This is a genomic window from Streptomyces atratus (genome assembly GCF_040655115.1).
Taxonomy (GTDB): domain Bacteria; phylum Actinomycetota; class Actinomycetes; order Streptomycetales; family Streptomycetaceae; genus Streptomyces; species Streptomyces atratus_D.
Genome location: NZ_JBFAJH010000008.1, coordinates 120,775 through 143,433, shown reverse-complemented (window position 1 = coordinate 143,433; position 22,659 = coordinate 120,775). Strand labels below are relative to the sequence as shown.

Here is a 22,659-nt window from a genome sequence, read left to right as displayed (position 1 = left end):
TACCGCACCGGGGGACGATGAACTGCCCGCCCGCGGCTGAATCGTGCCCACCGCCCAACAGGCACCGGCTCGACCACATACGTGCCTTGGCGCCGGATTCATCCTCTACGTCTCGTAGTAGTTTGGGTGTTCAGTCCAATCCGTGTGCGGAAGGAGCGAGCAGGAGTGAGCGATCGGGGAGCGGCGGGCCGGCGGGCACGCGGAGCGTTGGAGAGCGAGGTGCTGGCGGCCCTGTGGGCGGCCGGCGAGCCGGTGGCGGCAGGCGCGGTACGTGAGCAGCTGCACGGCGATCCTGCCTACACCACGGTGCTGACGATCCTCACCCGCCTGCACGACAAGGGCCAGGTGACCCGCGAGCGGGCGGGGCGTGCCTATCTCTATGCGGCGGTGCGCGACGAGGCGGCGCACACGGCGGCCGGGATGCGGGCGCTGCTGGAAAAGGGCAGTGACCGGGCCGCGGTGCTCGCCCGGTTCGTCTCCGAGCTGGAGGCGGAGGACGAGCAGGTGCTGGAGCAGCTCCTGCACGGACACCAGGAGGGTTGACGGTTGCGGATCGACGTGTATGTACCGCTGCTGCTGAGCATGCTGTTCGGCGTGGCGGCACCGTGGGCCGTCCGGAGGCTACCGCCCCGAGCCGCCACGTGGCTGCTGACCTGCACCGCGGTGGTGGCGGCGGGCACCTGGGCAACGGCGCTGGCACTGCCGGCCCTCACCCTCGTGGGCCAGATCCCGCTGGTGGCTTCCGAAGGGTCGTGGTCGGCCGGGGTGCTGGCGGCGAACGATCCGGTGCACCGCTCGGTGGCGCTGGTCTGCGGGCTGGTGCTGCTGGCGTCCGTGGCGGGGCTGACGGTGGTGTCCTGGCGGCGGGTGCGCGTGCTTGTCGACGGGTGGCGGGAATGCCGGGAGCTTCCGGCGGCGGGGGATCTGGCCGTGGTCGACGACCCGATGCCGACCGCGTTCGCCCTGCCCGGGATGCCGGGCAGGGTCGTGGTCTCCTCCGGCATGCTTCAGGCACTGTCCGCCGACGAACGACGCGCCCTGCTCGCGCACGAACGAGCGCATCTGCGCCATCGCCACCACCTGTTCCTGCTCGTGCTCCAATTGGCGGCGGCCGTCCATCCTCTGTTGCGCCCGCTGGTCAGGGAGGGGGCCTTCACGGTGGAACGGTGGGCGGACGAGGAAGCAGCCGCCGAGGTCGCGGACCGTACTCTGGTGGCCCATGCCGTCGCCCGCGCGGCACTGGCCGCGAAAAGGGCACCGCAACGGGCTCTCCCGGCTGCCGGCGGCCCGGTCCCGCGGCGCGTGCAAGCCCTGCTGACCCCGCCCACGCCCTTCCGGCGGGGCCCGGTGTTGGTATGTGCCGCGTTGACGCTGGTCTGCTGCGTGGGCCTGGCCGGGGCCACCCACGACACCGAGCAGCTCTTCGAGAACGCCACGTACACCAGCGCCGCCACGCACGAGCAGCCGCGCTGAGATCCGCCGGACGGACCGGCCCTGGTCGCGCGCGGCGGGGATGTCGATGCGCCGACCGGTCCGCAGGCGGGCCGGTGTCAGGACCGGCGGAGCAGCAAGAAGCAGCGCGGGGGCCGCGTACCCGGCCGTAAGAGTCGATGCCGCGACCACAGCTGCGACCAGCGACGGACCGCCTGCGTCGCCGCGTTCGCGGCCGAGTTCTGCGGCGCCCGTGGTCTGGCCCATCCGCTCCTCCGGGGTGGCCGCGGCCAGGGCTGTGAAGGCGACCGGGGTGATCACACCCGTTCCGGAACCGGTGTCCACAGCGGCGGGCAGCACCCCGGCGAGGCCGGTGGCCGACAGCGCGGCAGTGGCGGTGGCCGGCGCCCGCAGGTCGACAGTGGCGCGGGGCCCACTCATGACGCTCGGGTGAAACCGTGGCGACCGCCCGGCGATCTACTACATGTTGTAGAGTGACCTTCGGGGCGCGCCCCTCACGTTCCGCGAAGGAGAGTGGCTACGCATGATCACCGACTGGCTGGCCGGACTGTCCGGCCCGGTGGTCTACGCCGTCGTCGCCGCCCTGGTTTTCTGCGAGGACGCCCTCTTCTTCGGCTTTGCCCTTCCCGGGGAAACCGCCGTGGTGCTGGGCGGGGTCCTGGCCAGTCAGCACCACGTCTCCGTGTACTGGCTCACCCTGGCCGTGGTGCTCGCGGCGATCGCCGGCGACTCGGTGGGTTACGAGGTCGGCCACCACTTCGGATCCCGAATCCTGGCCACCCGCCCGCTGCGCCGACACCAGGACCGGATCGCCGACGCCCAGGCGCTGATCCGCCGCCGGGGGCCCGTAGCGGTCTTCCTCGGCCGCTTCATCGCCTTCTTCCGCGCGATGATGCCCGCCCTGGCCGGCGCCTCGCACATGCGCTACCGCACATTCCTGCTCTTCAACGCCCTGGGTGGCCTCGTCTGGGGCGTCGGCTTCACCCTGCTCGGCTACTTCGCCGGCTCCGCCTATACCCGGGTCGAGCACACCGTCGGCCGGGCCCTCGCACTCGTGCTGGCCGCCGTCGTGATCGCCGGCCTGGTGGCCTGGCATCTGCGCCGGCGCCACGCCCACCGGGAGTCCGGCGACTCCGGCCGATCGGCGGGTGGCCTGCGCGACGCCCCCTGAGGTCCGGCGCCGGGTTGAACGCTGTCCCCGGCAACGCCCTCGCGCCTCCGGATTCCACCCATGCAGTACGTTGCGCCGCCCCCTCCTCCCGCCGGCCGGAGTCCGAGTGAGGTTCCCGCGTCGTTCCCGCAGCCCCGTCGACGAGGGGACGACGGGGCTGCAGGCGGTGTGGCCCGGCCATTTCGATCGCGTGGGCCGTTCAGCCATGCCCAGGTGCTGGGGACGTCAGGCTGTCGTGCCGGTTCTGCGGTCGGGCGAGGTTCCAGGGCCCCACGGTCCTGCCGTCGGGGATGCCGAATCCGTTACCGGGCTTGAGGTCGCCGAGCCGGTTCGGCGCCCGGACAGAAGGAACCCTGCTGGATGGAGACGTCCGGCTCAGGTCTCGCAACGAAGCCGCCTAGGCCGGGGGCATGAGGACCTTGTCGATGAGGTAGACGGTGGCGTTGGCCGTCCTGATGTCCCCACAGACGATGTTGGCGGTGTCGTTGACCTTGAACGACGTGCCCGACCCTGAGGTCTTGAGCGTCGAGCCCTCCAGCGTCTTGAAGCTGCCGTTGGGGAGCTCGCTGGGATTGATCGTCTTGTCCACGACGTGGTACTTCAGGACCTTCTTCAGCTGCGCCTTGTTCCTGAGCAGGTCGGCAAGCTGATTCCTGGGAATCTTGTGGAAGGCCGCGTTCGTGGGAGCGAAGACCGTGATGTGCTTCGCGTCGTTGAGCTTGGTGGTGAGTCCGGCGTCCTTCAACGCGACTGCCAGCTTGGTCAGTTTCGGGTTGTTGGCCGCGGCGGTGGCCACGTGTTCCTTGGCCATGCCGGTGACACTGCCCTTGCCGCCGTGCGGCAGCGAGGAACATCCCGGGCCGAACGGGCTCGGTGTGCTGGAAAGGCTGGATGCCGCGCTGCCGGCGAAGGCGTGCGGGGCGAACGCTCCGAGCGAAAGCGGGATGGCCACCACAGCGGTCACCGCTGCGGTGGCCATGGTGCGGGTGCGATGTGAACTCATATCGGTTCCTCTTCCCCTGGGCGGAGGCCCGTGAGGTGCCGACTGCGGTGACAGGCCGAGTTGCATGGCCGACCTGGCCGGGGTGTCGTCTGCACCGCTCCGGCATGTTTCATCGGACCATCAGGTCAAGACTAGGCGTCACCCGATGGGAGGCGCATGTCGGCGGTGACTGACCTTCCCTGGCCCCGGATCGGGGGGCACGCGTACGGGACGGTCGTCGGCCACATGTACGGCCGTACCCGCGCCGTCAGCGCCCGGAGGTCCTGCCGGGCCCGTTTCGCCCTTCGAACCGGCGCGGCCGGCGACTGATGGGCCGCCCGTACCCGGAGCGCCCGTCGGGCCGATCGGCCCCGGCTCGCCCAGCGGACCAGGCAAGGCTCCGTGACCGCGGGTGGCAGGGGATTTCTGCCGGCCAGAACGCCATCTGACGGGACCCAAGGGGACCGGACGAGAGAGTTTCCTGCTCGACGCGCTCCGACGCCGGGCGTGCTTCGGTGAATTCAGATCGCGCGGTGATGTGCTGCCCGCTCTTACCGGATCGGTGATGTCGATGCGGCGATACGGTGCGGGAGCCCGGGCCGTGCGTCGGGCGGGATGCAGTCGAGGTCCGGTGCCCCCTGAGTCGTCAGAAACCTCGTGCACGGGCCTGGTTGGTGTGGGGCGCGGCGTGGCTCACGAGGCTTACAGAGTTCTGGCATATGCCAGATGCATGCGTGGTTGGCATATCCACACTTCGGGTGCGTGGATGCTCAATCAGAGGAGGGGGGCCTTCGCGAGGCGCCGTCAGGCCGGGCGGGAGCAGGCGGGCGGGGACTGCGTCACGGAGGGGGCCACGGGCGGGCCGTGCGGGAGGGGCTTGCCGGAGCGTCACGCGCGGCAACGCGCCGGGGATTCTGGATGTTTCGTAGGTTCCGCTCCAGTGAGTAATTGCCCGACTTGTTGGCAGTTGGGGGTGGTCGTAATGTCGTTAGTGCCGCAGTCAGGAGCAAGGTGCGGCAAACCAACCTCGTAAGGAGGCGAAGATGAACGCACGTAGCATCTTCCGTGGCAGGGACAGGGACCGGGGCCGCTTCGGTGGCCGCTTCGGTCGAGGCGATGACGACTTCGGGTACGGCGGGTTCGGCGACTTCGGTCGTCGAGGCCGCGGCCGCGGCGACCGGTTCTACGGTCGAGGCGACCGGTGGTGCGGTTACTAACCGCACGCCCCCAATCCCACTGCTTCGAGGCTGGCTCGCGCTCCCGCGCGGGTCCGCCTCGAAGTGTTGGGGCCTGCGTCTATGGCGACGGACCCATAGCCCGAGCACCCCTGTGACGTGACGCCCATGAGTCCTCGAAACTCACCCCGCCATGCGGCCCGCCACGAAGCGCCGACCCAGGACTCGGCGACGGATGTGCCGATCCGCACCGATCCCATCAGTATCGCCGTCTCGTTCCGGCGCTTTTGGCCACTCACGCGAGGTGACCGGCGTTGGATCGTCCTGATCTGTCTGCTTGCCGTCATGGCCGCGATCGCCGAGACCGTGACGATCCTGCTCTTTGCCGAACTCACCGACAAGGCCCTGCAGGCGGGCTCCGTCAGCGCCTTCTGGAAGCCTGCCGGCCAATGGCTCGCCGTGGCCGCCCTCGGTGCGCTGGTGGGGTATCTGGGCAGTTCGCTCGCGGGCTGGACCGCTGAACGCTTCGTGCTGCGGCTACGGGCCCGTGTCTTCTCGCATCTCCAGACGCTGCCGCCGCACTTCTTCCAACGCAACCGCCGCGGTGACCTGGTGGAACGACTGACAGGCGACGTGGAAGCCATCGAACAGCTCGTGGTCTCCGGCATCGTCGGGGTGGCCTCGGCCCTCTTCAGTGCCGTTTTCTTCTCCGCCGCCGCGCTGTGGCTGCGTTGGGATCTGGCCCTTGCCACCTTTGTCCTGGTCCCGCTCTTCCTCGTCGTGACCCGGATGTTCACGGGGCGTCTGCGTGATGTGTCCCGTCGTGGACGCGCGGCGGACGGTGCCATCACAGCGGTGGTCGAGGAGACGCTGGTCAACGTTGTTATGACCCAGGCGTACAACAGGCAGCGGGACGAGGAGAAAAGGCTTCAGGACAAAGCACGCAAGCGGCTGAAGGCGGCGGTGTCCGGCGTCCGCCTCACCGCGCTCTACGCCGAGCTTGTGGAGATCCTCGAAACGCTCTGCATCCTGACGATCATCGGTCTGGGAGCGTGGGAGATCGCCGCGGGACGGATGACGCTCGGACAGCTCCTGGCCTTCGCCGCCTTCATCGGCTACCTCTACCCGCCGGTCCGCTCGCTGGGCCAGCTCGGCCTGACGGCCACCGCCGCGACCGCCGCGGCCGAGCGGCTGCTGGAGATCCTCGACGCCCGGCCCGCCGTCACCGACCCGGCCGATTCGGTGCCCGTCCCCGTCCGGAGCCGCGCGTTCGGCAGGGTGGAAGCACACCAGGTCTCCTTCTGTTACCCCGGCAACAGCGAGCCCGTTCTCCGCGACCTCTCCTTCACCGCGGGTCCCGGGGAACTGCTGGTCATCACCGGCCCCAGCGGCGCGGGCAAGTCGACCCTGGCGGCCCTGCTGCTGAGGTTCTACGACCCCGACTTCGGCAGCATTCGACTCGACGGCGTGTCCGTGGATCAGCTGCCGCTCACCCACCTCCGTCAGAACATCACGCTCCTGCCCCAGGACACACTCGTCCTGCACGACACCATCGAGGAGAACATCGGCTGCGGACGTGTCGCCGCAAACCACCATGATGTCGTGGATGCCGCACGGGCAGCCGACGCCGACGGCTTCATCCGTGACCTTCCGGACGGCTACGACACCGTCATCTCCCCCGGAACCGCCCGGCTCTCCGGCGGCCAGTTGCAGCGCGTCGCCATCGCCCGCGCCATGCTGCGTGACGCGCCCGTTCTGCTTCTCGACGAGCCCACCACGGGGCTGGACGCCATGGCCGCTCGGCGCATCCTCGGACCGCTGCGACGCCTCGCCGCAGGGCGGACGACCATCGTGATCACGCATGACCTGGCCCTGGCCACGGACGCCGACCGCATTCTGGTGCTGGACGAGGGCCGGCTGGTGGAGTCGGGTACGCATGCACAACTCCTCGATCGGAGCGGTCTGTACGCCACGCTGTTCTCCGCCCATCCCCCGTCACGGAACGGCGTCGTCCGCCCTCCTGTCAGCCCATCAGGAGTTCCCTGGCAGTGAGCGTGTGAGACTCGGCGCACCGGTGCGCACCGGACGGCGGTCCGGTCACCCGCCCGAGGACTGTCCCGCCGGGGATGACGGGACAGCCCTCGGCTTCCGCGGCAACGGCGTCTCCGGGCGAGGGCGGGCGCGGACCGGTCGTTACCATCCGCTGTGACCGAAACGACCGCCGAACCTGCCCAGCGCATCCGCATACTCGCCGACCTGACCCCGCTTCGGGCCTCACCCGACTACCGGAGGCTCTGGTTCGGGAACACGGTCTCCTGGATCGGGCAGGGGATGACGGCGCTCGCCGTGTCCCTCCAGGTGTACGACATCACCGGATCCGCCTTCTCGGTCGGGCTGATCGGATTCTGTTCGTTCCTGCCGCTCGTCGTCTTCGGCCTGTACGGCGGCGCCATCGCGGACACCGTCGACCGTCGCAAGCTGGGGCTGGCCAGTTCGTCCGGTTCCTTCGTGCTCTCCGTAGCCCTGGTCGCCACCACCGTCGCAGGGGTGGAGCAGGTGGGGCTGCTCTACGCGGTCGTCGCCCTTCAGGCGGTCTGCTTCGCGCTCAACTCACCGGCCCGCAGTTCGATGATCGTCAGGCTGCTGCCGGCCGAGCAGCTGCCCGCCGCCAACGCGCTCAACTCCATGACCGGCACCACCGGCGCGCTGGTCGGGCCGATGCTCGGCGGGCTCATCGTCGGCTGGTGGGGGTATCGGGCGGCGTACACCGTCGACGCCGTCACCTTCACCGCCTCGCTGTACGCGATGTGGCGGCTGCCCCCGATGCTTCCCGACCGCGGGGACGGCACGGAGTGCGGGCGCGGGGAGAAGCGGGCGTCCGTCGCCGACGGGTTGCGTTTCCTGGGGGCGCGGCCCAATCTGCGGATGGCCTTCTTCAGCGACCTGTGCGCCATGGTGCTCGCCCACCCGCGGGCCCTCTTCCCGGCCGTCGCCGTGGTCTGGTACGGAGGTGACGCGAAGACCACCGGGCTGCTGGTCGCGGCTCCGGCGCTGGGGGCGTTGCTGGGCGGGGTGTTCTCCGGCTGGCTGGGCCGGATCAGGCGGCACGGGCTCGCGGTGATCGTCGCTGTGGCGTGCTGGGGAAGCGCCATCGCTGTGTTCGGGCTGACCCGTCACCTCTGGCTCGGACTGATCCTGCTGGCGCTCGCCGGGTGCTCGGACACCATCTCCATGGTCTTCCGCACCACCATGCTCCAGGCGGCGGTACCGGACGAGATGCGGGGACGGCTGCAGGGCGTGTTCATCGTGGTGGTGGCCGGTGGCCCGCGCCTCGGTGACTTCCTGGCGGGCTCGGTCGCCGACCTGGCGTCCCCGGGGGTGGCGGTCACCGGGGGCGGGATCGCCTGCGTGGCCGCGGTGTCGCTGCTCGCGCTGAGGTGGCGCGGGTTCGCCCGGTACGACGCGCGCGATCCGCAGCCGTGACCGGTCCGACGGAGCCGGCGGCGGGACGCAGGGCAGGATCGGCGGTCGATCGCCTTCACGCCGTAGGCGACGCCGGTTCAGGTGAGTGCCGGTTCGGTCCGGTGTGGAGCAGCTCCGTCCTCGACTCCGTGACTAATGTTCCGAACCGAGAGCGCCGCTCTCCAGGTGTGGTGCCCGTAGTCAAGAGCAGTGCTCTCGCTTTTGTGGGGTTCACAACTGCTGGGCAGACACATCGTTGTGGCGAACATGGACACGATGGGGTGGCCGGTGTGACGAGCTGCGGGTATGCCTGGCGGGGTGTGCGTAGCGTTCTCGGTGCGGTCCGGGACGCCGGGTGTGGCGTCAGCAGTCGGGGCCCCGTGTCACCAGCGAGATGGTTCGGGGCCTCCCCGTCGCCTCCGGCCACACCCGTATGGCCGGGTCGCAGGGATTCCGCCCGCCCGGGACGGACCGCATACGGGATGTGCGTCGCCGACCGGGACGCGAAAGCGGAGGACCGGTGCGCCCAGGACCGTTCGGGGCGTACCGGTGAGCCGGGACTCACTCCTGCTCACTGCCCAGGAACGGTTGTGTACGGAGCTGCGTGGAGGAGGGGAGGGACGAACAGCCGGCCGCCGACGGGCGACCGGCTGTCCGTGGCCGGTTGCCCACGAGCGGACGGCCGGACTGCGTCGCCGTTCAGGCGGTCGCGTCGGAGAACTCCGGCATGTCGCCCCCGGTCGTCTTGACGTCGATCACCGAGAACGCCGCACCCTGCGGGTCGCTCAGCGCGGCGAACCGGCCGAAGGGGCTGGTCATCGGTCCGAACCGGAGGATCGCCCCGCGCTCCGTCGCCTTCGCCACCGCCGCGTCGCAGTCCTCGACGGTGAAGTACACGTTGATGTACGGCGGGACCTCGGGCGGGAAGTCGTCCGTCATCTTCATCCGCCCCATGACCGGGCCGGCGCCCAGGTCGTAGACGGCGAAGTCGATCGCGTCGTCCTTCATCTGCTTCACGTTGTACGGGAAGACGGCGGGGAAGAACGCGTCCGCCTTCGCGGGCTCCCGGGTGAACACCTCCGACCAGCAGTACGCGCCGGGCGTGCCCTTGGCCTCGAACCCCTCGTGCTTCCCCGCCTGCCACACGCCGAACGTCACCCCGCTCGGATCGTGGGCCAGCAGCATGGAGCCGAAGTCGCCGACCTGCATCGGGTCCATCAGCACCTCGCCGCCGTTGCCGCGGATCTTCGCGGCGGTCGCGGCGGCGTCGGGCGACGCGAAGTACAGGCACCACGCCGACTGACCCTCCTGGCCGGGCATGGGCGGCACGACGGCGGCCACCGCCTTGCCGCCCGCGTACGCCTGCGTGTAGTTGCCGAACTCCGACGACGCCTCGCTGAAGGTCCACCCCAGCACGTCACCGTAGAAGCTCTTCGCCCCCTCGAGATCGGTGAACATGGCGTCCGCCCAGCACGGCGTGCCCTCAGGTTCTGCGGCCATCACTCTGCGCTCCTGACTCGACGATTGGTCCGGTGTGTCACGCTAGTCAGCCATCCGTCACCCCGCGCGGTGGACTCGCCGTCAGGGCGCCTGCGCGCCGGGGGCCGCGATCCCGCGGGCGATGCCCAGCTCCACCAGGTCCTGGGGGCGAAGGCGCAGCTGGTCGGCGGTGGTGCGGACGGCGTCGGGCGAGCGCTTCAGGATGGCTGCCGCGAGCTCCGGGGCGATGACGGAAAAGTAGCTGTCCCGGGTGACGTACGTGTTGTCCGGCGCCGCCAGGGCCAGCGCGCCGCCCGAGCCGCCCTCGCCGATCACCAGCGTCGTCACCGGGACCCGGGCCTCGGCGATCGCCGTGAACGCGCCGGCGATGGCGGCTCCCGCGCCCGCCCGTTCCGCCTCGGCGTCGTTCGCCGCGCCCGGGGTGTCGATCAGGGTCAGGACGGGTACGCCGAGTCGGTCCGCCAGCCGGATCACCCGGGCGGCGGTGCGATAGCCCGCCGGGCGGGTGGCGGTGCCGCACTGGGCGACGTACGCGATCGGCCGGCCGCCGCGCAGCCCGAACCCGCAGAGCAGCCCCGGATCGGTACCGCCGCACCGGTCGCCGCCGAGTGGCAGCAGGTGGTCGAAGTACGCGTCGAGATACGCCTCGGCACGCGGCCGGGCCGGGGAGCGGGCCTGCCGCACGGCGTCCCAGCCGGTCGCGGGCAGCCCGGTGTCCGAGAGGGCGCCCGGGACCGGCGCGGGCAGGAGCGGCTCGTCGACGCCTGCCGCCCCCAGCGCGCCCAGCCACCGTCCCAGCGTCCCCGGCAGCTCGGCCGCGCCGACGACCGCGTCGACGTGGCCCGTCATCAGCTGGCCCTCCGCCGTGTACGCCGACGGGTCCGCGTCCGCCGGTCGCACCCGCGATCCGGCGAACCCGATCTGTGCCCCCGGCAGCGCCAGGATCACATCGGCGCCGGCTCCCAGCGTGGCCCAGCCGCCGCCCGTCGTCGGGTCGCGCAGGACCGCGAGCTGAGGCAGACCGGCCGCCCGCAGCCGGGCCGAGGCGCGCGCCACCCGTTGGAGCTGGGTGAGCGCCACCATGCCTTCCTGCATCCGGCTGCCGCCGGTCGCGATCAGCGAGACGAGCGGCAGCCGACGGCTGCGGGCGGTCTCGTACGCGGCCTCCAGCCGGTCCCCGGTGCGCTGCCCCAGCGAGCCGCCGAGGAAGCCGAACTCGAACGAGATCAGGACACACGGGTGGCCGCCGACGGTGGCGAGACCGTGGACGACGGACTCCTCCTCACCGGTGCGGTCCGTCGCACGGGCCCGGGAGTCGGCGTAACCGGACCAGGAGAGCGGACCGTCCGCCGGTATCTCCGCGCCGTGCGGGGCGACGGCTTCGACGAAGTCCTCGCCGACCGCCGCGATCGCCTGCCGCGCCGTCGGCCGCCTACGCACCGAGGGACCGCTTCATGATCTTGCCCATGTCGTTGCGGGGCAGCGCTTCCAGATAGCGGACCGTGCGCGGCCGCTTGTGCGGGGCGAGCTGCGCCGCCACATGGTCCGCCAGCTCGGCTTCCGTGGGCGGTGCGTCCCGGTCGGACGGCACCACCCAGGCGACGATCCGCTCGCCCAGATCCGGGTCCGGCTCCCCGGTGACGGCGGCCTCGCGGACGCCCGGGTGGTCCAGCAGCGCGTTCTCGATCTCGCCCGCGCCGATTTTGTAGCCGCCGCTCTTGATCAGGTCGGTCGCCCTGCGGCCGACGATCCGTACATACCCGTCGGTGTCGAGGGCCGCCATGTCGCCCGTACGGAACCAGCCGTCCTCGGTGAAGGCGGCCTCCGTCGCGTCGGGGCGGTTCAGATAGCCGGTGAAGACGTTCGGGCCGCGTACCTGGATCTCGCCCACCGCGCCCTCGGCCGTCGGGTCGGCGAGCGGGCTGCCGTCCTCCTCGACCAGCCGGAGTTCGACGCCGAGCAGGGGTGTCCCGACCGTCCCGGGACGCGGTTCGCCGTCCGCGCGGACACCGGTGTTCATCAGGGTCTCCGTCATGCCGTACCGCTCGATGACTCGGCGTCCGGTCGCCGCCGCGATCCGCTCGTGGTCATGGACGGGCAGCGCGGCCGACCCCGAGACCAGCAGCCGCGCCCCTGCGAGCGCCTTCGCCAGCCCGGTGGCTTCGGTCGCCGAACCGTCGTCGAGGGCCTCGGCCAGCCGGTGGTACATCGTCGGTACGCCGAACAGCATCGTGCCGCCGGACCCCAGCTCCCGGGCCACGCCCTCGGTGGAGAACCGCCCCAGATGACGCACCGAACCGCCCCGGCGCAGCGGACCCAGGACGCCGAGGATCAGGCCGTGCACATGGAACAGCGGCAGGGAGTGGACGAGGACGTCGTCGCCGGTCCACTGCCAGGCGTCCGCCAGCGCGTCCAGGGAGGCGGCGATCGCCCGGCGCGGCAGGATCGCGCCCTTGGGCGGGCCCGTGGTGCCGGAGGTGTAGACGATCAGGGCGGGGGACTCGGGGGAGGGCTCGGGGAAGCCGGCGTCGCTCGCCGCCGTTGCCGCCGTGTCGACATCCGTACGGTCCAGGGTGCCCAGCGCGGCCGGAAGCACGTCGCCCGCCCCGGCCAGCACTGCCGACGGTGCACTGTCGGCGACGATATGGGCCAGTTCCCGCTCGCCCGTCCTCGGGTTGAGGGGCACGGCGGGCACCCCGGCCCGCAGCGCCGCCACCACCGCGACCACGGTCTCCGGCGTCGGTGTCGCCCAGACGGCGACCCGCCCGGCGCCCGCGAGCCGTGCGGCGAGGGCGCCCGAGGCCGCGGCCAACTGTGCGTACGTCAGAGTGTGTTCGCCGAATCGGACGGCTTCCCGGGAGGCGGCCGGACCGGAACCGTCCTGCAGCGCAGGCAGAAGAGGAGTCACCCTCCCGACCCTAGCCAGTCCCGTGGGCGAGGCCATAAGGGCTGTCCCCTCATTCCGGGCGGGCACACGTCATTCCTGGCGGGCGCACGACGACAGGTGCGGCGCCACGCTGCGTCGCCGGGGCGCCCGGACGCGCCCGCCGGGCGCCGTATTTGTCGGTGAGCGCTCCTGCCGGGATCCGCCCCAGCGAACCGACCAGCACCGGCAGGGCGACCAGCAGCGACTGCTCGAACGAACTCAGCCCGAGCCGTTCCTTGAAGGCCCCGGACAACGGCGGGATCAGGTTCCAGGCCCAGGAAGTGAGCCCGAAGCCGATCGTGGCCATCGCGAGAGTGCGGTAGGCGGCGGACTTCCTGCCGACCGCAACGGGGGACTGCCTGACGGCTGTTTCCACCCTGCCAGTCAAGGCAGGACGGCAGCGGTGGGCCCGCCGACGTACTCCAGGCGAGGTACGGGGGCCCACCCAGGTCTCCGCAGTCGCAATCCGGCACAAGCTGCGACAATCGCGGTATGGACCGTCTGGACAGGGAAATCCTCGGCGTCCTCCAGGAGGACGCGCGGATCTCGTACCGCGATCTGGGGGTACGGGTCGGCCTCAGCGCCAACGCCGCCGCCGACCGGGTGCGCCGGCTGCGTCGCGACGGCGTCATCCGTGGCTTCACCGTGATCATCGACCCGGCCGCCGACACCCGGACGGGCCTGGTCGTCTTCATCGATGTGACGCTGCGTATCGACACGACCAACGAGGCGTTCGAACGCGCGGTGCTCGCGCTGCCCGGCATCACCGAAGTGGTGCACGTGACGGGCGGACACGACTATCTCGTACGCGCCACCGTCGCCGACACCGCCGCCCTGGACGGGCTGCTGCGCAGACTCAAGCGCGAGGCGGGCGTCGCCCACTCCAGCACCCGGGTCGCGCTCAGAGCGGCGCCTGCCAGGTGACGGTCGTCGAGCGTGAGCCGTCCTCGGCGTGCCTTCGTCGGCAACCATCAGCCGGACCGCGGACCGCGTCCGTCCGCGAGCCGCGCCGTCGCGTCCACCTCCACCTCGATGACCGACAGACACCCCGGCCCGCCGGTGCGCCGCCGCCAGGGCGCCGCGCAGCGCCGCGCGGAGCTGCTGGTCCATCCGCTGCCGCACCAGGGCGTCCACCGCCCCGGAGAATTGCACCGACGGCTGGAACCCGAGCACGGAGGCCGCGCCCCCGGTCTCCCGCAGCACCCGGCCGCGGAAGGTGCTGGGCGCCTCGGTGGGCGGCTGCTGGAGGGCGAAGATCGCGGTCCGCACTTCCTGAATGGTGGAGTCCAGCTCGTCGGCGGCCCGGCTGAGCAGCTCGTCCGTCTCCGGCGCGGCGGCCCGGCGGCGGGTCGATTCGAGCATCATTTCCGTCGCGAAGAGCCGCTGGACGACGAGATCGTGCAGATCGCGGGCGATCCGGTCACGGTCCTTGTACACCGCGAGCTGTTCCCTGTTGTGCCGGGCGTCCGCCGGCACCAGGGCGAGCGCCGCCTGCGAGGCGAACCGGGAGGCCGGCAGCCGGTCCACCGCCGTGTACGGCGCGCCGCCTCGCCGCCGGGGCAGAGCGGGGGTGCCGATCAGCCGTCCGTCTCGCCGCGGGCCCGTCCGCGGTGCCCCGGTTCTCGTACGTCATACGCTGCCCTCGCGGTCGTCAGGCGGCCAGCGGGTTGAGGACCAACGGCTCGATCTTGCCGTCCAGCATGGCGCCGAGCCCCAGGACGGAGCAGACATCGGGGCGCTCGGCGATCTGCACCGGCATGCCCGTCGCATCACGCAGCATCTGGTCGAGGCCGGGCAGCAGCGCGCTCCCGCCGACCATCATGATCCCGCAGTCCGCGAGATCGGCCACCAGATCGGGCGGGCAGTCGCGCAGCACCTTGCCGAGACCGTCATGGACCGCGGTCAGCGGCGTCTGGATGGCCTGCCGTACGGCGGCGGTGTCGACGTGCACCGAGCGGGCCAGGCCGGTCGCCACGTCACGGCCGTGGATTTCGGTCGTCGCGGGACCGTACGGGGTCAGACCGTTGCCGCTGAGCGCCAGCTGCAACGGACGTACCGACTGACTCGGCAGCATCAACTCGTGGTTCTGGCGCAGATGCTGGATCACCGCGTGGTCGATGGCGTCGCCGCCGATCGGGATCCGGGCGGCCGTGACGATCGAACCGAGCGAGAGCACCGCGATCTGCGTGGTCGCGGCCCCGCACACCATGATCATGCTCCCGACCGGCTGCTCGACCGGGAGCCCGCAGCCGACGGCCGCCGCGATCAGCGTGTCGACCAGCTCGACCCGCCGGGCGCCGAGCCCGACCAGGGTCTCGACGGCGGCCCGCTGGGCGAGCGGATCGCTGTCGTGCGGGGTGCAGGCGGCCGCCCGCAGCCGCGGCTTGCGGCGCAGCTGGCGGCGGAGCTTCTCGCCGAGCAGATGGCGGAGCATGCGCTGGGCCATCTCGATGTCGATGACCGTTCCGCCGGAGACCGGGCGGGCCACCCGGATGTAGTCGGGGGTGCGGCCCGTCATCTGCTCGGCGAGCGCGCCCACGGCGATGAGCGAGCCGGTACGGGTGTTCACTGCGGCGCAGCTCGGCTCGTCGACGACGAGCCCGAGCCCTTTGACGTACACCCGGGTACGGGCGGCCCCGAGGTCGACGGCGACATGGCAACGGCGCAACTGCTCAAGACTGACGGTCACGGCAGGTTCTCCCGAGAGCGCTGATGGAGGCGCCGGCGGCAGCCGGCCCTCTCTGCATCGTGCGTCGTCCGGACGGATCGCGCGCGTTGGGATGAGCCGGAGGGAGTATGGAGCTGACGGGCCGACAGATGCGGGCGCCGCGCCGGAGTCAGCCGGGCAGCAGTCGCTGGAACAGCCCCCAGGTGAACTCGGCCACGTACAGGGCGCCCGTCACGGGGTCCGTGATCGCCAGTGCCCAGCGGGTCGGCGCGCTGCCCTCCATCGGGCGGGCCGGCGCGAAGGCACGCGCCACCTCGTCGACGGTGCACGACCAGGGGCGCAGGTCCTCGACGGTGCGCAGCTCAGGGCCGGCCGCCCCTGGGGCTCTGACCAGCCATTCGTTCCATACGGCCCCGCCGGGCGCGATCATCACCTCGAATCGCAGATCCGGCCAGAGCGGCACCGGCCAGAGCAGGGCGTCGCACTCCAGGTCGCCGATCCGGCGGTGTACGGAGGACTCGGGTTCACCCAGCACCGAGCGGTAGCGGCGCAGCGAACCGCGGCCGCGAGGCGCGCGCACCATCGCCTGCCAGCGGCGGTTCGCCTCCCGCATCTCGGAGAGTGAGGCGCTCAGTTCGTGCCGGGCGTCCTCCACGAGGTCCGGTTGGTGGTCGGCCATCCGCCGGAGCAGGACGAGCTGGAATTCGAGTGGACCGAAGGGGGCGATGGTCATGGAATCAACGCTTCCACACAGGATCCTCACCTGAGCGGCTTTCTCTGTTGTCCTATCGGCACTTAATCTGCGGGCGCCATGAATTACTGTCACCCGTGTCAGCGGCATCTCAACGGAGCCCTCGCCTGTGCCGGGTGCGGAACCCCCGCCGAGGCGCTGAGCCACTACGCCACGCCTGCCCTCTCCGGCCACGAACCGGACACGGAGCGCGCGAAGGCCGCACCGTCCATGTCGGCCGGCGGCCGCCGGTCCCGCGGCGCCGCCGAACCTGCGCCGGGCGGGCACGCGCGCGGATCCCGGGGCGCGCGCACCCCGGGCGGCTCGCGGCGCGGTGTCCGGGCGGAGAGCGACGGACCGGGCGGCCGGGAAGGGCGGGGTGGCCGGGGCAATCGACGCGGCCGGGAAGGGCGAGGCACCAAGGAAGGCCGCGGCCGTCGCTCGCACCGCCGCCGCGGCCGTACGGCTCTGCTCGCCGTCCTCGGAGTCGTGCTCGCCGCCGGTGCCCTGAGCCTCGCCCGGCTGGCCATCGAGCCGAACGGTGACGACCACGCCTCCGACTACGTACGCGAGGCCACCGACGTCACGGCGGAACCGGCACCGGACCCCTCGTCGAGCCACGACATCGACAGTCCCGGACCGGTGGACGGTCCCTCCGTGGCCCCGGACACCGATGCGCGCACCTCCGGCACCGGCCGTCCGGCCGCCTCGACCGGCACCGGGGCCCCAGGAGGCGAGGGCTCCGCCCCGCCCGCGGCCACCACCACGCCCTCCGACGGCGCCGGCCCCTCCACGGAGGCGTCGTCCGGACCGAGTCCTTCCGGTACGCCTCTCGACCCGGCGGAGTCGGGGCAGCCCACCGGCACCGCAGTACCGCCCCAGAATCCGGCGCCACCCGCGCCCAGCCCGACCGGAACGGAGACGTGCTGGTTCCTGTTCTTCTGCTCCTAGGGGTGTCCGCGGCCCGGGGCTAGGACCCCGCGTCCACGCCCAGCATCCGCCGCAGCAGATCCCGCAGCACCGCACGGTCCGTGTCCGACAGCTTCGCCAGGGGCTCCCGGGCGAAGCTGAGCGACTCGCGCAGCTGCCGTGCGGTGTCGATGCCCTTCTCCGTCGGGGCGGCCAGTTTCACCCGTCGGTCGGCCGGGTCGGGCCGGCGCTCGACCAGGCCGCGGGTCTCCAGCCGGTCGACGATCCCCGTCACGTTCGACGGCTCGCACTTCAGCTTCTGGGCGATCCTGCGCATCGGCATCGGCTCCAGGGAGAGCAGTCCCAGGACCCTGGCCTGCGCGCCGGTCAGCGAGTGCGCGGCCGCTGCCTGGTCGTACTCCTCGTAGTAGCGCGCCACGACAGTGCCGATGAGCTCGACGACTTCGAGGGTCAGAGGGTCTGTTCGCGTGGTGGCCATGACACTCAGGATACCCGGTTACTTGACAACATGAAATATTCAGGAGCATGGTTGTTTCACGTCATGAAGCTTTTCTCCTTCGCGGGAACGCTTCCCTCCACCCGTATGACATCGAGGAGACCCCGAGCCCATGTCTGCAGCACTTCCCACGTCCAGCCGTGAATGGCACCTTGTCGCCCGCCCCCACGGCTGGCCGAAGGCCGAGGATTTCGCGCTGCGTGAGGCCCCGGTCGCCGCTCCCGGCGAGGGGCGCATCCTCGTCCGCAACCTGTACTTCTCGGTCGACCCGTACATGCGGGGCAGGATGAACGACGTGAAGTCGTACACCCCGCCCTTCAAGCTGGATCACCCCATGGAGGGCGGCGCGGTCGGCGAGGTCATCGCCTCCAACGCCGAGGGGATCGCGGTCGGCGACCACGTCCTGCACGGTCTGGGCTGGCGCGAGTACGCCGACGTGCCCGCCAGGCATGCCGTGAAGGTCGACCCGGACCTGGCCCCGCTCTCCGCCTACCTCGGCGTGCTCGGCATGACGGGGCTCACCGCCTACGCCGGCCTCTTCGACGTCGCCTCCTTCAAGGAGGGCGACGCCGTCTTCGTCTCCGGCGCCGCCGGTGCGGTCGGCAGCCAGGTCGGCCAGATGGCCAAGCTCAAGGGCGCCTCGCGGGTCATCGGCTCGGCCGGATCCGACGAGAAGGTCAAGCTCCTCGTCGAGGAGTACGGCTTCGACGCCGCCTTCAACTACAAGAACGGCCCGGTCGCCGAGCAGTTGCGCGAGGCCGCTCCCGACGGCATCGACGTCTACTTCGACAACGTCGGCGGCGAGCACCTCGAAGCCGCGATCTCCTCGCTCAACGTGCGCGGTCGCGCCACCATCTGCGGAATGATCGCCCAGTACAACGCGACCGAGCCGACCCCCGGCCCGCGCAACCTCGCGCTCGTCATCGGCAAGCGGCTGCGTCTGCAGGGCATGCTCGTCGGCGATCACGCCGCGCTCCAGCCGCAGTTCGTCCAGGAGGTCGCCGCCTGGCTGGCCTCGGGCGAGCTGAAGTACGGCGAGACCGTCGTCGAAGGCATCGAGAAGGGCTTCGACACCTTCCTCGGTCTGATGCGCGGAGAGAACACCGGAAAGATGGTCGTCTCCCTCGGCTGAAAGCCGCTCACAGGCACCCGTTAGTCTCATCCACAGGCCGTCGCGACCGTGGGCGCGAGTCGCGGCGCTACAGCAGAGGAACCCTCAGCATGACTGTTCAGGACATAACCGTCGCGTACACCGCTGTCGCCACCGCGGAGAACGGCCGTGACGGCCGCGTCTCCTCCGACGACGGCCGGCTCGACGTCGTCGTCAACCCGCCGAAGGCGCTGGGCGGCAGTGGCGCGGGCACCAACCCGGAGCAGCTCTTCGCGGCCGGCTACAGCGCCTGCTTCCAGGGTGCTCTCGGTGTCGTGGCCCGCCAGGAGAAGGCCGACATCTCCGGCTCGACCGTGACCGCCGCCGTCTCCATCGGCAAGACCGCCGAGGGCGGCTTCGGCCTGGAGGTCGCGATCTCCGCGACCATTCCGAACGTCGACACCCCCACCGCGCAGTCGCTCATCGAGAAGGCCCACCAGGTGTGCCCGTACTCGAACGCCACGCGCGGCAACATCAAGGTCGAGCTGTCGGTCGTCTGATCGCCCCTATGGCTTGTACGTGACCGAGGGCCGCATCCGCGCCAGGGTGCGGCCCGTCCGCCGCCGCCAGTACGCTGACGCCATGCGTGATCTAGGGGCGGGTTTCAGGTATTTGATCAAGGGGCAGCGCTGGGTCGGCCGGCACGGACGATGGTTCGGCTTCGGCCTGATCCCCGGCCTCATCACACTCGTCGTGTACGCGGGGGCGCTCATCGGTCTCGGCTACGGCGCCGACGACCTCGCCGCCTGGGCGACCCCGTTCGCCGACGACTGGTCCAGCCCCTGGCTCGGTCTTCTCCGCACCACCCTGACCGTACTGGTCTTCGCGCTCGGCCTCTTCCTCGCCGTGATCACGTTCACCGCCGTGACCCTGCTGGTCGGCCAGCCGTTCTACGAGTCGCTCTCCGAGGAGGTCGACCGCACCGAGGGCGGCGAGGTCCCCGAGTCCGGGCTGCCGCTCTGGCGCGAGTTGTGGATCTCCGCCCGTGACAGCATGCGCATCCTGGTGCGCGTCACGCTCTACGCCGTCCTGCTCTTCGCCCTCGGGTTCATTCCGGTCGTCGGCCAGACCGTGGTCCCCGTCATCGGCTTCTGTGTGACCGGCTACTTCCTCGCCGAGGAACTCACCGCCGTCGCGCTCCAGCGCCGCGGCATGGTCCTGGCGGACAGGCTCGTCCTGCTGCGCGGCCGCCGCATGCTGATCCTCGGCTTCGGCGTACCGCTGGGGCTCGCCTTCCTTGTCCCGTTCGTCGCCGTGTTCCTGATGCCGGGCGCCGTCGCCGGGGCCACCCTGCTCACCCGGGACCTGGTGGCGCCGCCCGCCGATGACGAGGACGGGGACGAGGACGTCTCCGCGCCCCCGTACAGGGTCACCACGGACTGAGGGGACCCGAGCCCATGACCGAGATCGTCGCCGTCGCCGTCATCACCGTCCTCGCCGTCATCAGCCCGGGCGCCGACTTCGCGATGGTCGTGCGCAACAGCTGTCTTTACGGCCGGACGACCGGGCTCCTCGCCGCCGTCGGTGTCGCCGCGGGTGTCCTGGTCCATGTCACGTACACCATGCTCGGCGTCGGGCTGCTGATCGCGTCCTCGACCGTTCTGTTCACCGCGATCAAGCTGGCGGGTGCGGCGTATCTCGTCTACATCGGGGTACGGACCTTCTTCGCCCGCAATGACCTCGCCGTCGACCTGGAGTCGAAGCCGGGACTGAGCAGGCTCGGGGCCCTGCGCACCGGCTTCCTCACCAACGCGCTGAACCCCAAGACCACCCTCTTCGTCGTGTCGACGTTCACCCAGGTCGTCGGCCCCGGCACCGGCCTGTGGCGGCAGGCCGGCTACGGGCTCTTCATGTCCCTCGCCCATCTCGGCTGGTTCGGACTGGTCGCGCTGTTCTTCTCGCTCGCCCACCTGCGCACCGCGATGCTGCGGTGGCAGAAGGTCCTCAACCGGGGCATCGGATCGGTGCTCGTCGGACTGGGCGTCACGCTGGGCCTCGCCCGCTGAGTCAGTGACGGACGTCAGCTCGTGTGCACGTCCAGCGCCGTGCGGACCGCCGACTCCAACGCCCCTTCGATCCAGGCCGGCTTGACCGAGGTGTGGCAGCCCGCGAAGTGCAGCGGCCCCTCGACCGAGCGCACATCGGCGAACAGTTCGGTGTGCTGGCCGGGCAGCAGCACCGACGCCTCGCCGTACGCGTACGGGTCGCGCATCCACGACTGGGTGGCGCCGACCCCCGTGTAGAAGACCTCGATGCGCTGCCCGTACACGTCCTGCACGCCTCCCAGGGCGTGCGGGTAGCGCTCGTCGTCGTCCAGGGAGTCCCACTTCAGGGCGTCGTCGGCCCAGCTGTACGAGGCGAGGAGGACACCCCCCTTGCTCCCGTCGACCGGGTGGGAGGGCTGGAACATGAAGCGGTTGGCGTTGTCGGTGACGGATCCGCCGCCGATGACATGCGCCGCCTCGGGCTGGTCGCGGGCGGTCGCGCGGTACGCCGCATAGTGCACGCGCTGGTTGCGCGGAAGATGTCCGGGCGGTACGGAGGGGTGCGCGCCGAGCAGCGAACCGTCGGCCGGCGCCTTGCCGAGCCGGTACGCGTCGTACAGACCGGGCCGGATCCGCTCCAGCTCGGCCTCCCAGTCCTTCTCCTCGAACTCCCACCAGCGGAGGCTGAATTCGAGCAGCACCTTGGTGGCCGCGTCGTAGTGGATCTCGGTGATCGCGCGCCGCTTGCCGTACGAGAGCGCGGGCGTGACCGGGATGTGGCGCAGCCCGGAGAACGGCACGGTGACGATCGCCCGGTCGCCGGTGAACGTCTCCCGCACGACCTTGCCGTTACGGCCCTCGGACACCGTCTCGACCCGGACGCTGTCGGCTTCGTAGCTGATCCTGGCGGCCCGGCGGTCCAGCCGCACCAGGTCCTTGACCCGCGCGTACATGGCGTCGGCCAGGGTCGCCGTGCCGTCGGGCAGCTCGTAGAACGCGGTGTCCGGGCTGATCAGGGAGGCTCCGATGAAGCTGTGCACAAAGGCGAGATGGAGTCGCGAGGTGAGGTTCTCGACCGTGCCGATGAGGTCGATGGTGCGCTCGTCGAGCTTGGCCGCCTCGGTCAGGAAGCGGAACATCGACCAGTGTCCGTACCGCTGGATGACCCGTGCCCAGCCCTCGACGAGCTCCCGGCCCTCCTTGCCCTCGAACTCCTTGCGTACAGGCGCGAAGGCCTCCCGCACGATGGTCGCGGCGGTCTTGTTCTCGAACTCCGCGGGGACCCCGAAGGAGCGGTTGAGCGTCTGCGGCTTCTTCGCGTAGTCCGCCTTGCGGACCCGGATGCCGTTGACATGGATCCAGGTGTGGTTGACGGGCTCTCCCGCGCCGTCGACATCGACGAGGTAGAAGCGGCGGCGCTTCAGACCGAAGCTGTCCATGAGCCCGGTGACGAGCGGGTGGCTGTCGGGAATCCGCATCGCCCCGCCCTCGGCGTACTGCTTCGAGTCGGCGAACGGCGCCTTCGCGTTCTCGTGGCCGCCCTTGCGGAAGGTCTTGATCCGGCCGCCGACCCGGTTGCCGTTGGCCTCGATCACGGTGACGGTGTGCCCGGCGCTGCTGAGCAGATGGGCGGCGGTCAGTCCGGCCGGCCCCGCACCGATGATCAGTACCTTCTTGGGGGGCTTGCGGCTGCGCGGCAGGCCCTTGGAGAGCAGGATGTCGCGGTAGTGCGGCACCAGTGGCTCGTCCTGATCGTCGCGTACGAGGATGGCACGGGCGATGGCCAGGCAGGCGTTCCAGTCGGAGCCGGGGGCCCTCTCGGGGGCCGCAGGAGTGGAAGGCGCCGCGAGGGAGTCGGGCGTGGCCGCGTTCGCCGAGGTCACGGCGGTCGTGGCGAGGGCGGTGGCGCCGGCGGCGACACCCGCGAGCATGCTGCGTCGCGAGGGCAGGACCGAGGTCTCTTCGGCTGGCTTGTCAGTCATGCGGACACCCTGGGGGGCGCGGAATGGAGCGCGTTGCCCGGACGCGCGTA

Annotated in this window: 20 protein-coding genes and 2 pseudogenes; 12 read left to right on the top strand and 10 right to left on the bottom strand. The window is 71.0% G+C overall.

The features are described from left to right. Window positions 1-165 precede the first annotated feature (165 nt). From AB0I23_RS12660 to AB0I23_RS12650, 3 genes are all read left to right on the top strand, one after another. Window positions 166-543 carry a BlaI/MecI/CopY family transcriptional regulator gene (locus AB0I23_RS12660; RefSeq protein ID WP_359109221.1) on the top strand — a complete coding sequence of 126 codons (378 nt, stop codon included), beginning with the start codon at window positions 166-168 and terminating at the stop codon, window positions 541-543. Window positions 544-546: 3 nt separating this feature from the next. Further along, entirely contained in the window at window positions 547-1,473 is a 927-nt protein-coding gene (locus tag AB0I23_RS12655; protein ID WP_359109220.1) for a M56 family metallopeptidase, read from the top strand. 502 nt (window positions 1,474-1,975) lie between these two features. Continuing rightward, window positions 1,976-2,623 carry a DedA family protein gene (locus AB0I23_RS12650; protein ID WP_359109219.1) on the top strand — a complete coding sequence of 216 codons (648 nt, stop codon included), beginning with the start codon at window positions 1,976-1,978 and terminating at the stop codon, window positions 2,621-2,623. A 397-nt stretch (window positions 2,624-3,020) separates the two neighbouring features. On the opposite strand, the gene AB0I23_RS12645 is transcribed toward AB0I23_RS12650, so the two are convergent. Beyond that, a complete protein-coding gene (locus AB0I23_RS12645; RefSeq protein WP_359109218.1) occupies window positions 3,021-3,626 on the bottom strand; it encodes a fasciclin domain-containing protein in 606 nt (201 codons plus the stop codon). A gap of 1,022 nt (window positions 3,627-4,648) precedes the next feature. On the opposite strand from AB0I23_RS12645, the gene AB0I23_RS12640 reads away from it, so the two are divergent. From AB0I23_RS12640 to AB0I23_RS12630, 3 genes are all read left to right on the top strand, one after another. Next, window positions 4,649-4,822 (top strand): hypothetical protein, encoded by a 174-nt coding sequence (locus AB0I23_RS12640; protein WP_359109217.1) that lies wholly within the window; start codon window positions 4,649-4,651, stop codon window positions 4,820-4,822. A gap of 126 nt (window positions 4,823-4,948) precedes the next feature. Beyond that, the gene (locus AB0I23_RS12635; RefSeq protein ID WP_436846924.1) at window positions 4,949-6,832 is read left to right on the top strand and encodes an ABC transporter ATP-binding protein; all 1,884 of its coding nucleotides are present in this window, start codon (window positions 4,949-4,951) and stop codon (window positions 6,830-6,832) included. Window positions 6,833-6,985: 153 nt separating this feature from the next. After that, window positions 6,986-8,263, top strand: coding sequence for an MFS transporter (locus AB0I23_RS12630; RefSeq protein ID WP_359109216.1), 1,278 nt, complete (start codon window positions 6,986-6,988; stop codon window positions 8,261-8,263). A 678-nt stretch (window positions 8,264-8,941) separates the two neighbouring features. On the opposite strand, the gene AB0I23_RS12625 is transcribed toward AB0I23_RS12630, so the two are convergent. The 4 genes and pseudogenes from AB0I23_RS12625 to AB0I23_RS12610 all read right to left on the bottom strand — a co-directional run. After that, window positions 8,942-9,742, bottom strand: a complete 801-nt coding sequence (locus AB0I23_RS12625) for a VOC family protein (RefSeq protein WP_359109215.1) — start codon at window positions 9,740-9,742, stop codon at window positions 8,942-8,944. Window positions 9,743-9,823: 81 nt separating this feature from the next. Further along, on the bottom strand, window positions 9,824-11,182 hold the full coding sequence (locus tag AB0I23_RS12620) for a carboxyl transferase domain-containing protein (RefSeq protein WP_359109214.1): 1,359 nt from the start codon (window positions 11,180-11,182) through the stop codon (window positions 9,824-9,826). Continuing rightward, a complete protein-coding gene (locus tag AB0I23_RS12615) occupies window positions 11,175-12,650 on the bottom strand; it encodes an acyl-CoA synthetase (RefSeq protein ID WP_359109213.1) in 1,476 nt (491 codons plus the stop codon). Before AB0I23_RS12615 ends, AB0I23_RS12620 begins: the two co-directional genes overlap by 8 nt. A gap of 127 nt (window positions 12,651-12,777) precedes the next feature. Further along, window positions 12,778-13,044: pseudogene (locus AB0I23_RS12610) on the bottom strand (MFS transporter); the annotation flags it as partial. A 116-nt stretch (window positions 13,045-13,160) separates the two neighbouring features. Between AB0I23_RS12610 and AB0I23_RS12605 the strand changes: the two are divergent. Further along, window positions 13,161-13,592 carry an Lrp/AsnC family transcriptional regulator gene (locus tag AB0I23_RS12605; protein ID WP_359109212.1) on the top strand — a complete coding sequence of 144 codons (432 nt, stop codon included), beginning with the start codon at window positions 13,161-13,163 and terminating at the stop codon, window positions 13,590-13,592. On the opposite strand, the pseudogene AB0I23_RS12600 reads toward AB0I23_RS12605, so the two are convergent. The 3 genes and pseudogenes from AB0I23_RS12600 to AB0I23_RS12590 form a co-directional block, all read right to left on the bottom strand. Next, window positions 13,570-14,261, bottom strand: a pseudogene (locus tag AB0I23_RS12600) (histidine kinase); the annotation flags it as partial. The gene AB0I23_RS12605 and the pseudogene AB0I23_RS12600 overlap by 23 nt on opposite strands. A gap of 58 nt (window positions 14,262-14,319) precedes the next feature. After that, entirely contained in the window at window positions 14,320-15,357 is a 1,038-nt protein-coding gene (locus AB0I23_RS12595; protein ID WP_359109211.1) for a rod shape-determining protein, read from the bottom strand. A 148-nt stretch (window positions 15,358-15,505) separates the two neighbouring features. Next, complete coding sequence (locus AB0I23_RS12590; protein WP_359109210.1) at window positions 15,506-16,069, bottom strand: hypothetical protein; 564 nt, start codon at window positions 16,067-16,069, stop codon at window positions 15,506-15,508. 78 nt (window positions 16,070-16,147) lie between these two features. Here AB0I23_RS12590 and AB0I23_RS12585 point away from each other — a divergent pair, with 78 nt between their 5' ends. Then, a complete protein-coding gene (locus tag AB0I23_RS12585) occupies window positions 16,148-17,017 on the top strand; it encodes an SCO2400 family protein (RefSeq protein WP_359109209.1) in 870 nt (289 codons plus the stop codon). Between the two features lie 19 nt (window positions 17,018-17,036). Here the strand turns inward: AB0I23_RS12585 and AB0I23_RS12580 are convergent, their stop codons facing one another. Then, on the bottom strand, window positions 17,037-17,474 hold the full coding sequence (locus AB0I23_RS12580; protein WP_359109208.1) for a MarR family winged helix-turn-helix transcriptional regulator: 438 nt from the start codon (window positions 17,472-17,474) through the stop codon (window positions 17,037-17,039). A 130-nt stretch (window positions 17,475-17,604) separates the two neighbouring features. On the opposite strand from AB0I23_RS12580, the gene AB0I23_RS12575 reads away from it, so the two are divergent. From AB0I23_RS12575 to AB0I23_RS12560, 4 genes are all read left to right on the top strand, one after another. Next, window positions 17,605-18,624 carry an NADP-dependent oxidoreductase gene (locus AB0I23_RS12575; RefSeq protein ID WP_359109207.1) on the top strand — a complete coding sequence of 340 codons (1,020 nt, stop codon included), beginning with the start codon at window positions 17,605-17,607 and terminating at the stop codon, window positions 18,622-18,624. Between the two features lie 89 nt (window positions 18,625-18,713). Next, the gene (locus AB0I23_RS12570; protein WP_359109206.1) at window positions 18,714-19,142 is read left to right on the top strand and encodes an organic hydroperoxide resistance protein; all 429 of its coding nucleotides are present in this window, start codon (window positions 18,714-18,716) and stop codon (window positions 19,140-19,142) included. A gap of 82 nt (window positions 19,143-19,224) precedes the next feature. Next, window positions 19,225-20,025: an EI24 domain-containing protein gene (locus AB0I23_RS12565; RefSeq protein ID WP_359109205.1), complete on the top strand. Its 801-nt coding sequence runs from the start codon at window positions 19,225-19,227 to the stop codon at window positions 20,023-20,025. A gap of 14 nt (window positions 20,026-20,039) precedes the next feature. Continuing rightward, window positions 20,040-20,648, top strand: a complete 609-nt coding sequence (locus tag AB0I23_RS12560; RefSeq protein WP_359109204.1) for a LysE family transporter — start codon at window positions 20,040-20,042, stop codon at window positions 20,646-20,648. Window positions 20,649-20,662: 14 nt separating this feature from the next. Here AB0I23_RS12560 and AB0I23_RS12555 read toward each other — a convergent pair whose 3' ends face one another. Then, window positions 20,663-22,609 (bottom strand): flavin monoamine oxidase family protein, encoded by a 1,947-nt coding sequence (locus AB0I23_RS12555; protein ID WP_359109203.1) that lies wholly within the window; start codon window positions 22,607-22,609, stop codon window positions 20,663-20,665. Window positions 22,610-22,659: the final 50 nt, after the last annotated feature.

Bases quoted from the DNA above. Each gene is read 5' to 3' on its own strand.
- AB0I23_RS12640 (WP_359109217.1), top strand. From the start codon at position 4,649: ATGAACGCACGTAGCATCTTCCGTGGCAGGGACAGGGACCGGGGCCGC.
- AB0I23_RS12585 (WP_359109209.1), top strand. From the start codon at position 16,148: ATGAATTACTGTCACCCGTGTCAGCGGCATCTCAACGGAGCCCTCGCC.
- AB0I23_RS12560 (WP_359109204.1), top strand. From the start codon at position 20,040: ATGACCGAGATCGTCGCCGTCGCCGTCATCACCGTCCTCGCCGTCATC.
- AB0I23_RS12580 (WP_359109208.1), bottom strand. From the start codon at position 17,474: ATGGCCACCACGCGAACAGACCCTCTGACCCTCGAAGTCGTCGAGCTC.
- AB0I23_RS12650 (WP_359109219.1), top strand. From the start codon at position 1,976: ATGATCACCGACTGGCTGGCCGGACTGTCCGGCCCGGTGGTCTACGCC.
- AB0I23_RS12555 (WP_359109203.1), bottom strand. From the start codon at position 22,609: ATGACTGACAAGCCAGCCGAAGAGACCTCGGTCCTGCCCTCGCGACGC.
- AB0I23_RS12590 (WP_359109210.1), bottom strand. From the start codon at position 16,069: ATGACCATCGCCCCCTTCGGTCCACTCGAATTCCAGCTCGTCCTGCTC.
- AB0I23_RS12605 (WP_359109212.1), top strand. From the start codon at position 13,161: ATGGACCGTCTGGACAGGGAAATCCTCGGCGTCCTCCAGGAGGACGCG.
- AB0I23_RS12575 (WP_359109207.1), top strand. From the start codon at position 17,605: ATGTCTGCAGCACTTCCCACGTCCAGCCGTGAATGGCACCTTGTCGCC.
- AB0I23_RS12645 (WP_359109218.1), bottom strand. From the start codon at position 3,626: ATGAGTTCACATCGCACCCGCACCATGGCCACCGCAGCGGTGACCGCT.
- AB0I23_RS12565 (WP_359109205.1), top strand. From the start codon at position 19,225: ATGCGTGATCTAGGGGCGGGTTTCAGGTATTTGATCAAGGGGCAGCGC.
- AB0I23_RS12625 (WP_359109215.1), bottom strand. From the start codon at position 9,742: ATGGCCGCAGAACCTGAGGGCACGCCGTGCTGGGCGGACGCCATGTTC.
- AB0I23_RS12635 (WP_436846924.1), top strand. From the start codon at position 4,949: ATGAGTCCTCGAAACTCACCCCGCCATGCGGCCCGCCACGAAGCGCCG.
- AB0I23_RS12570 (WP_359109206.1), top strand. From the start codon at position 18,714: ATGACTGTTCAGGACATAACCGTCGCGTACACCGCTGTCGCCACCGCG.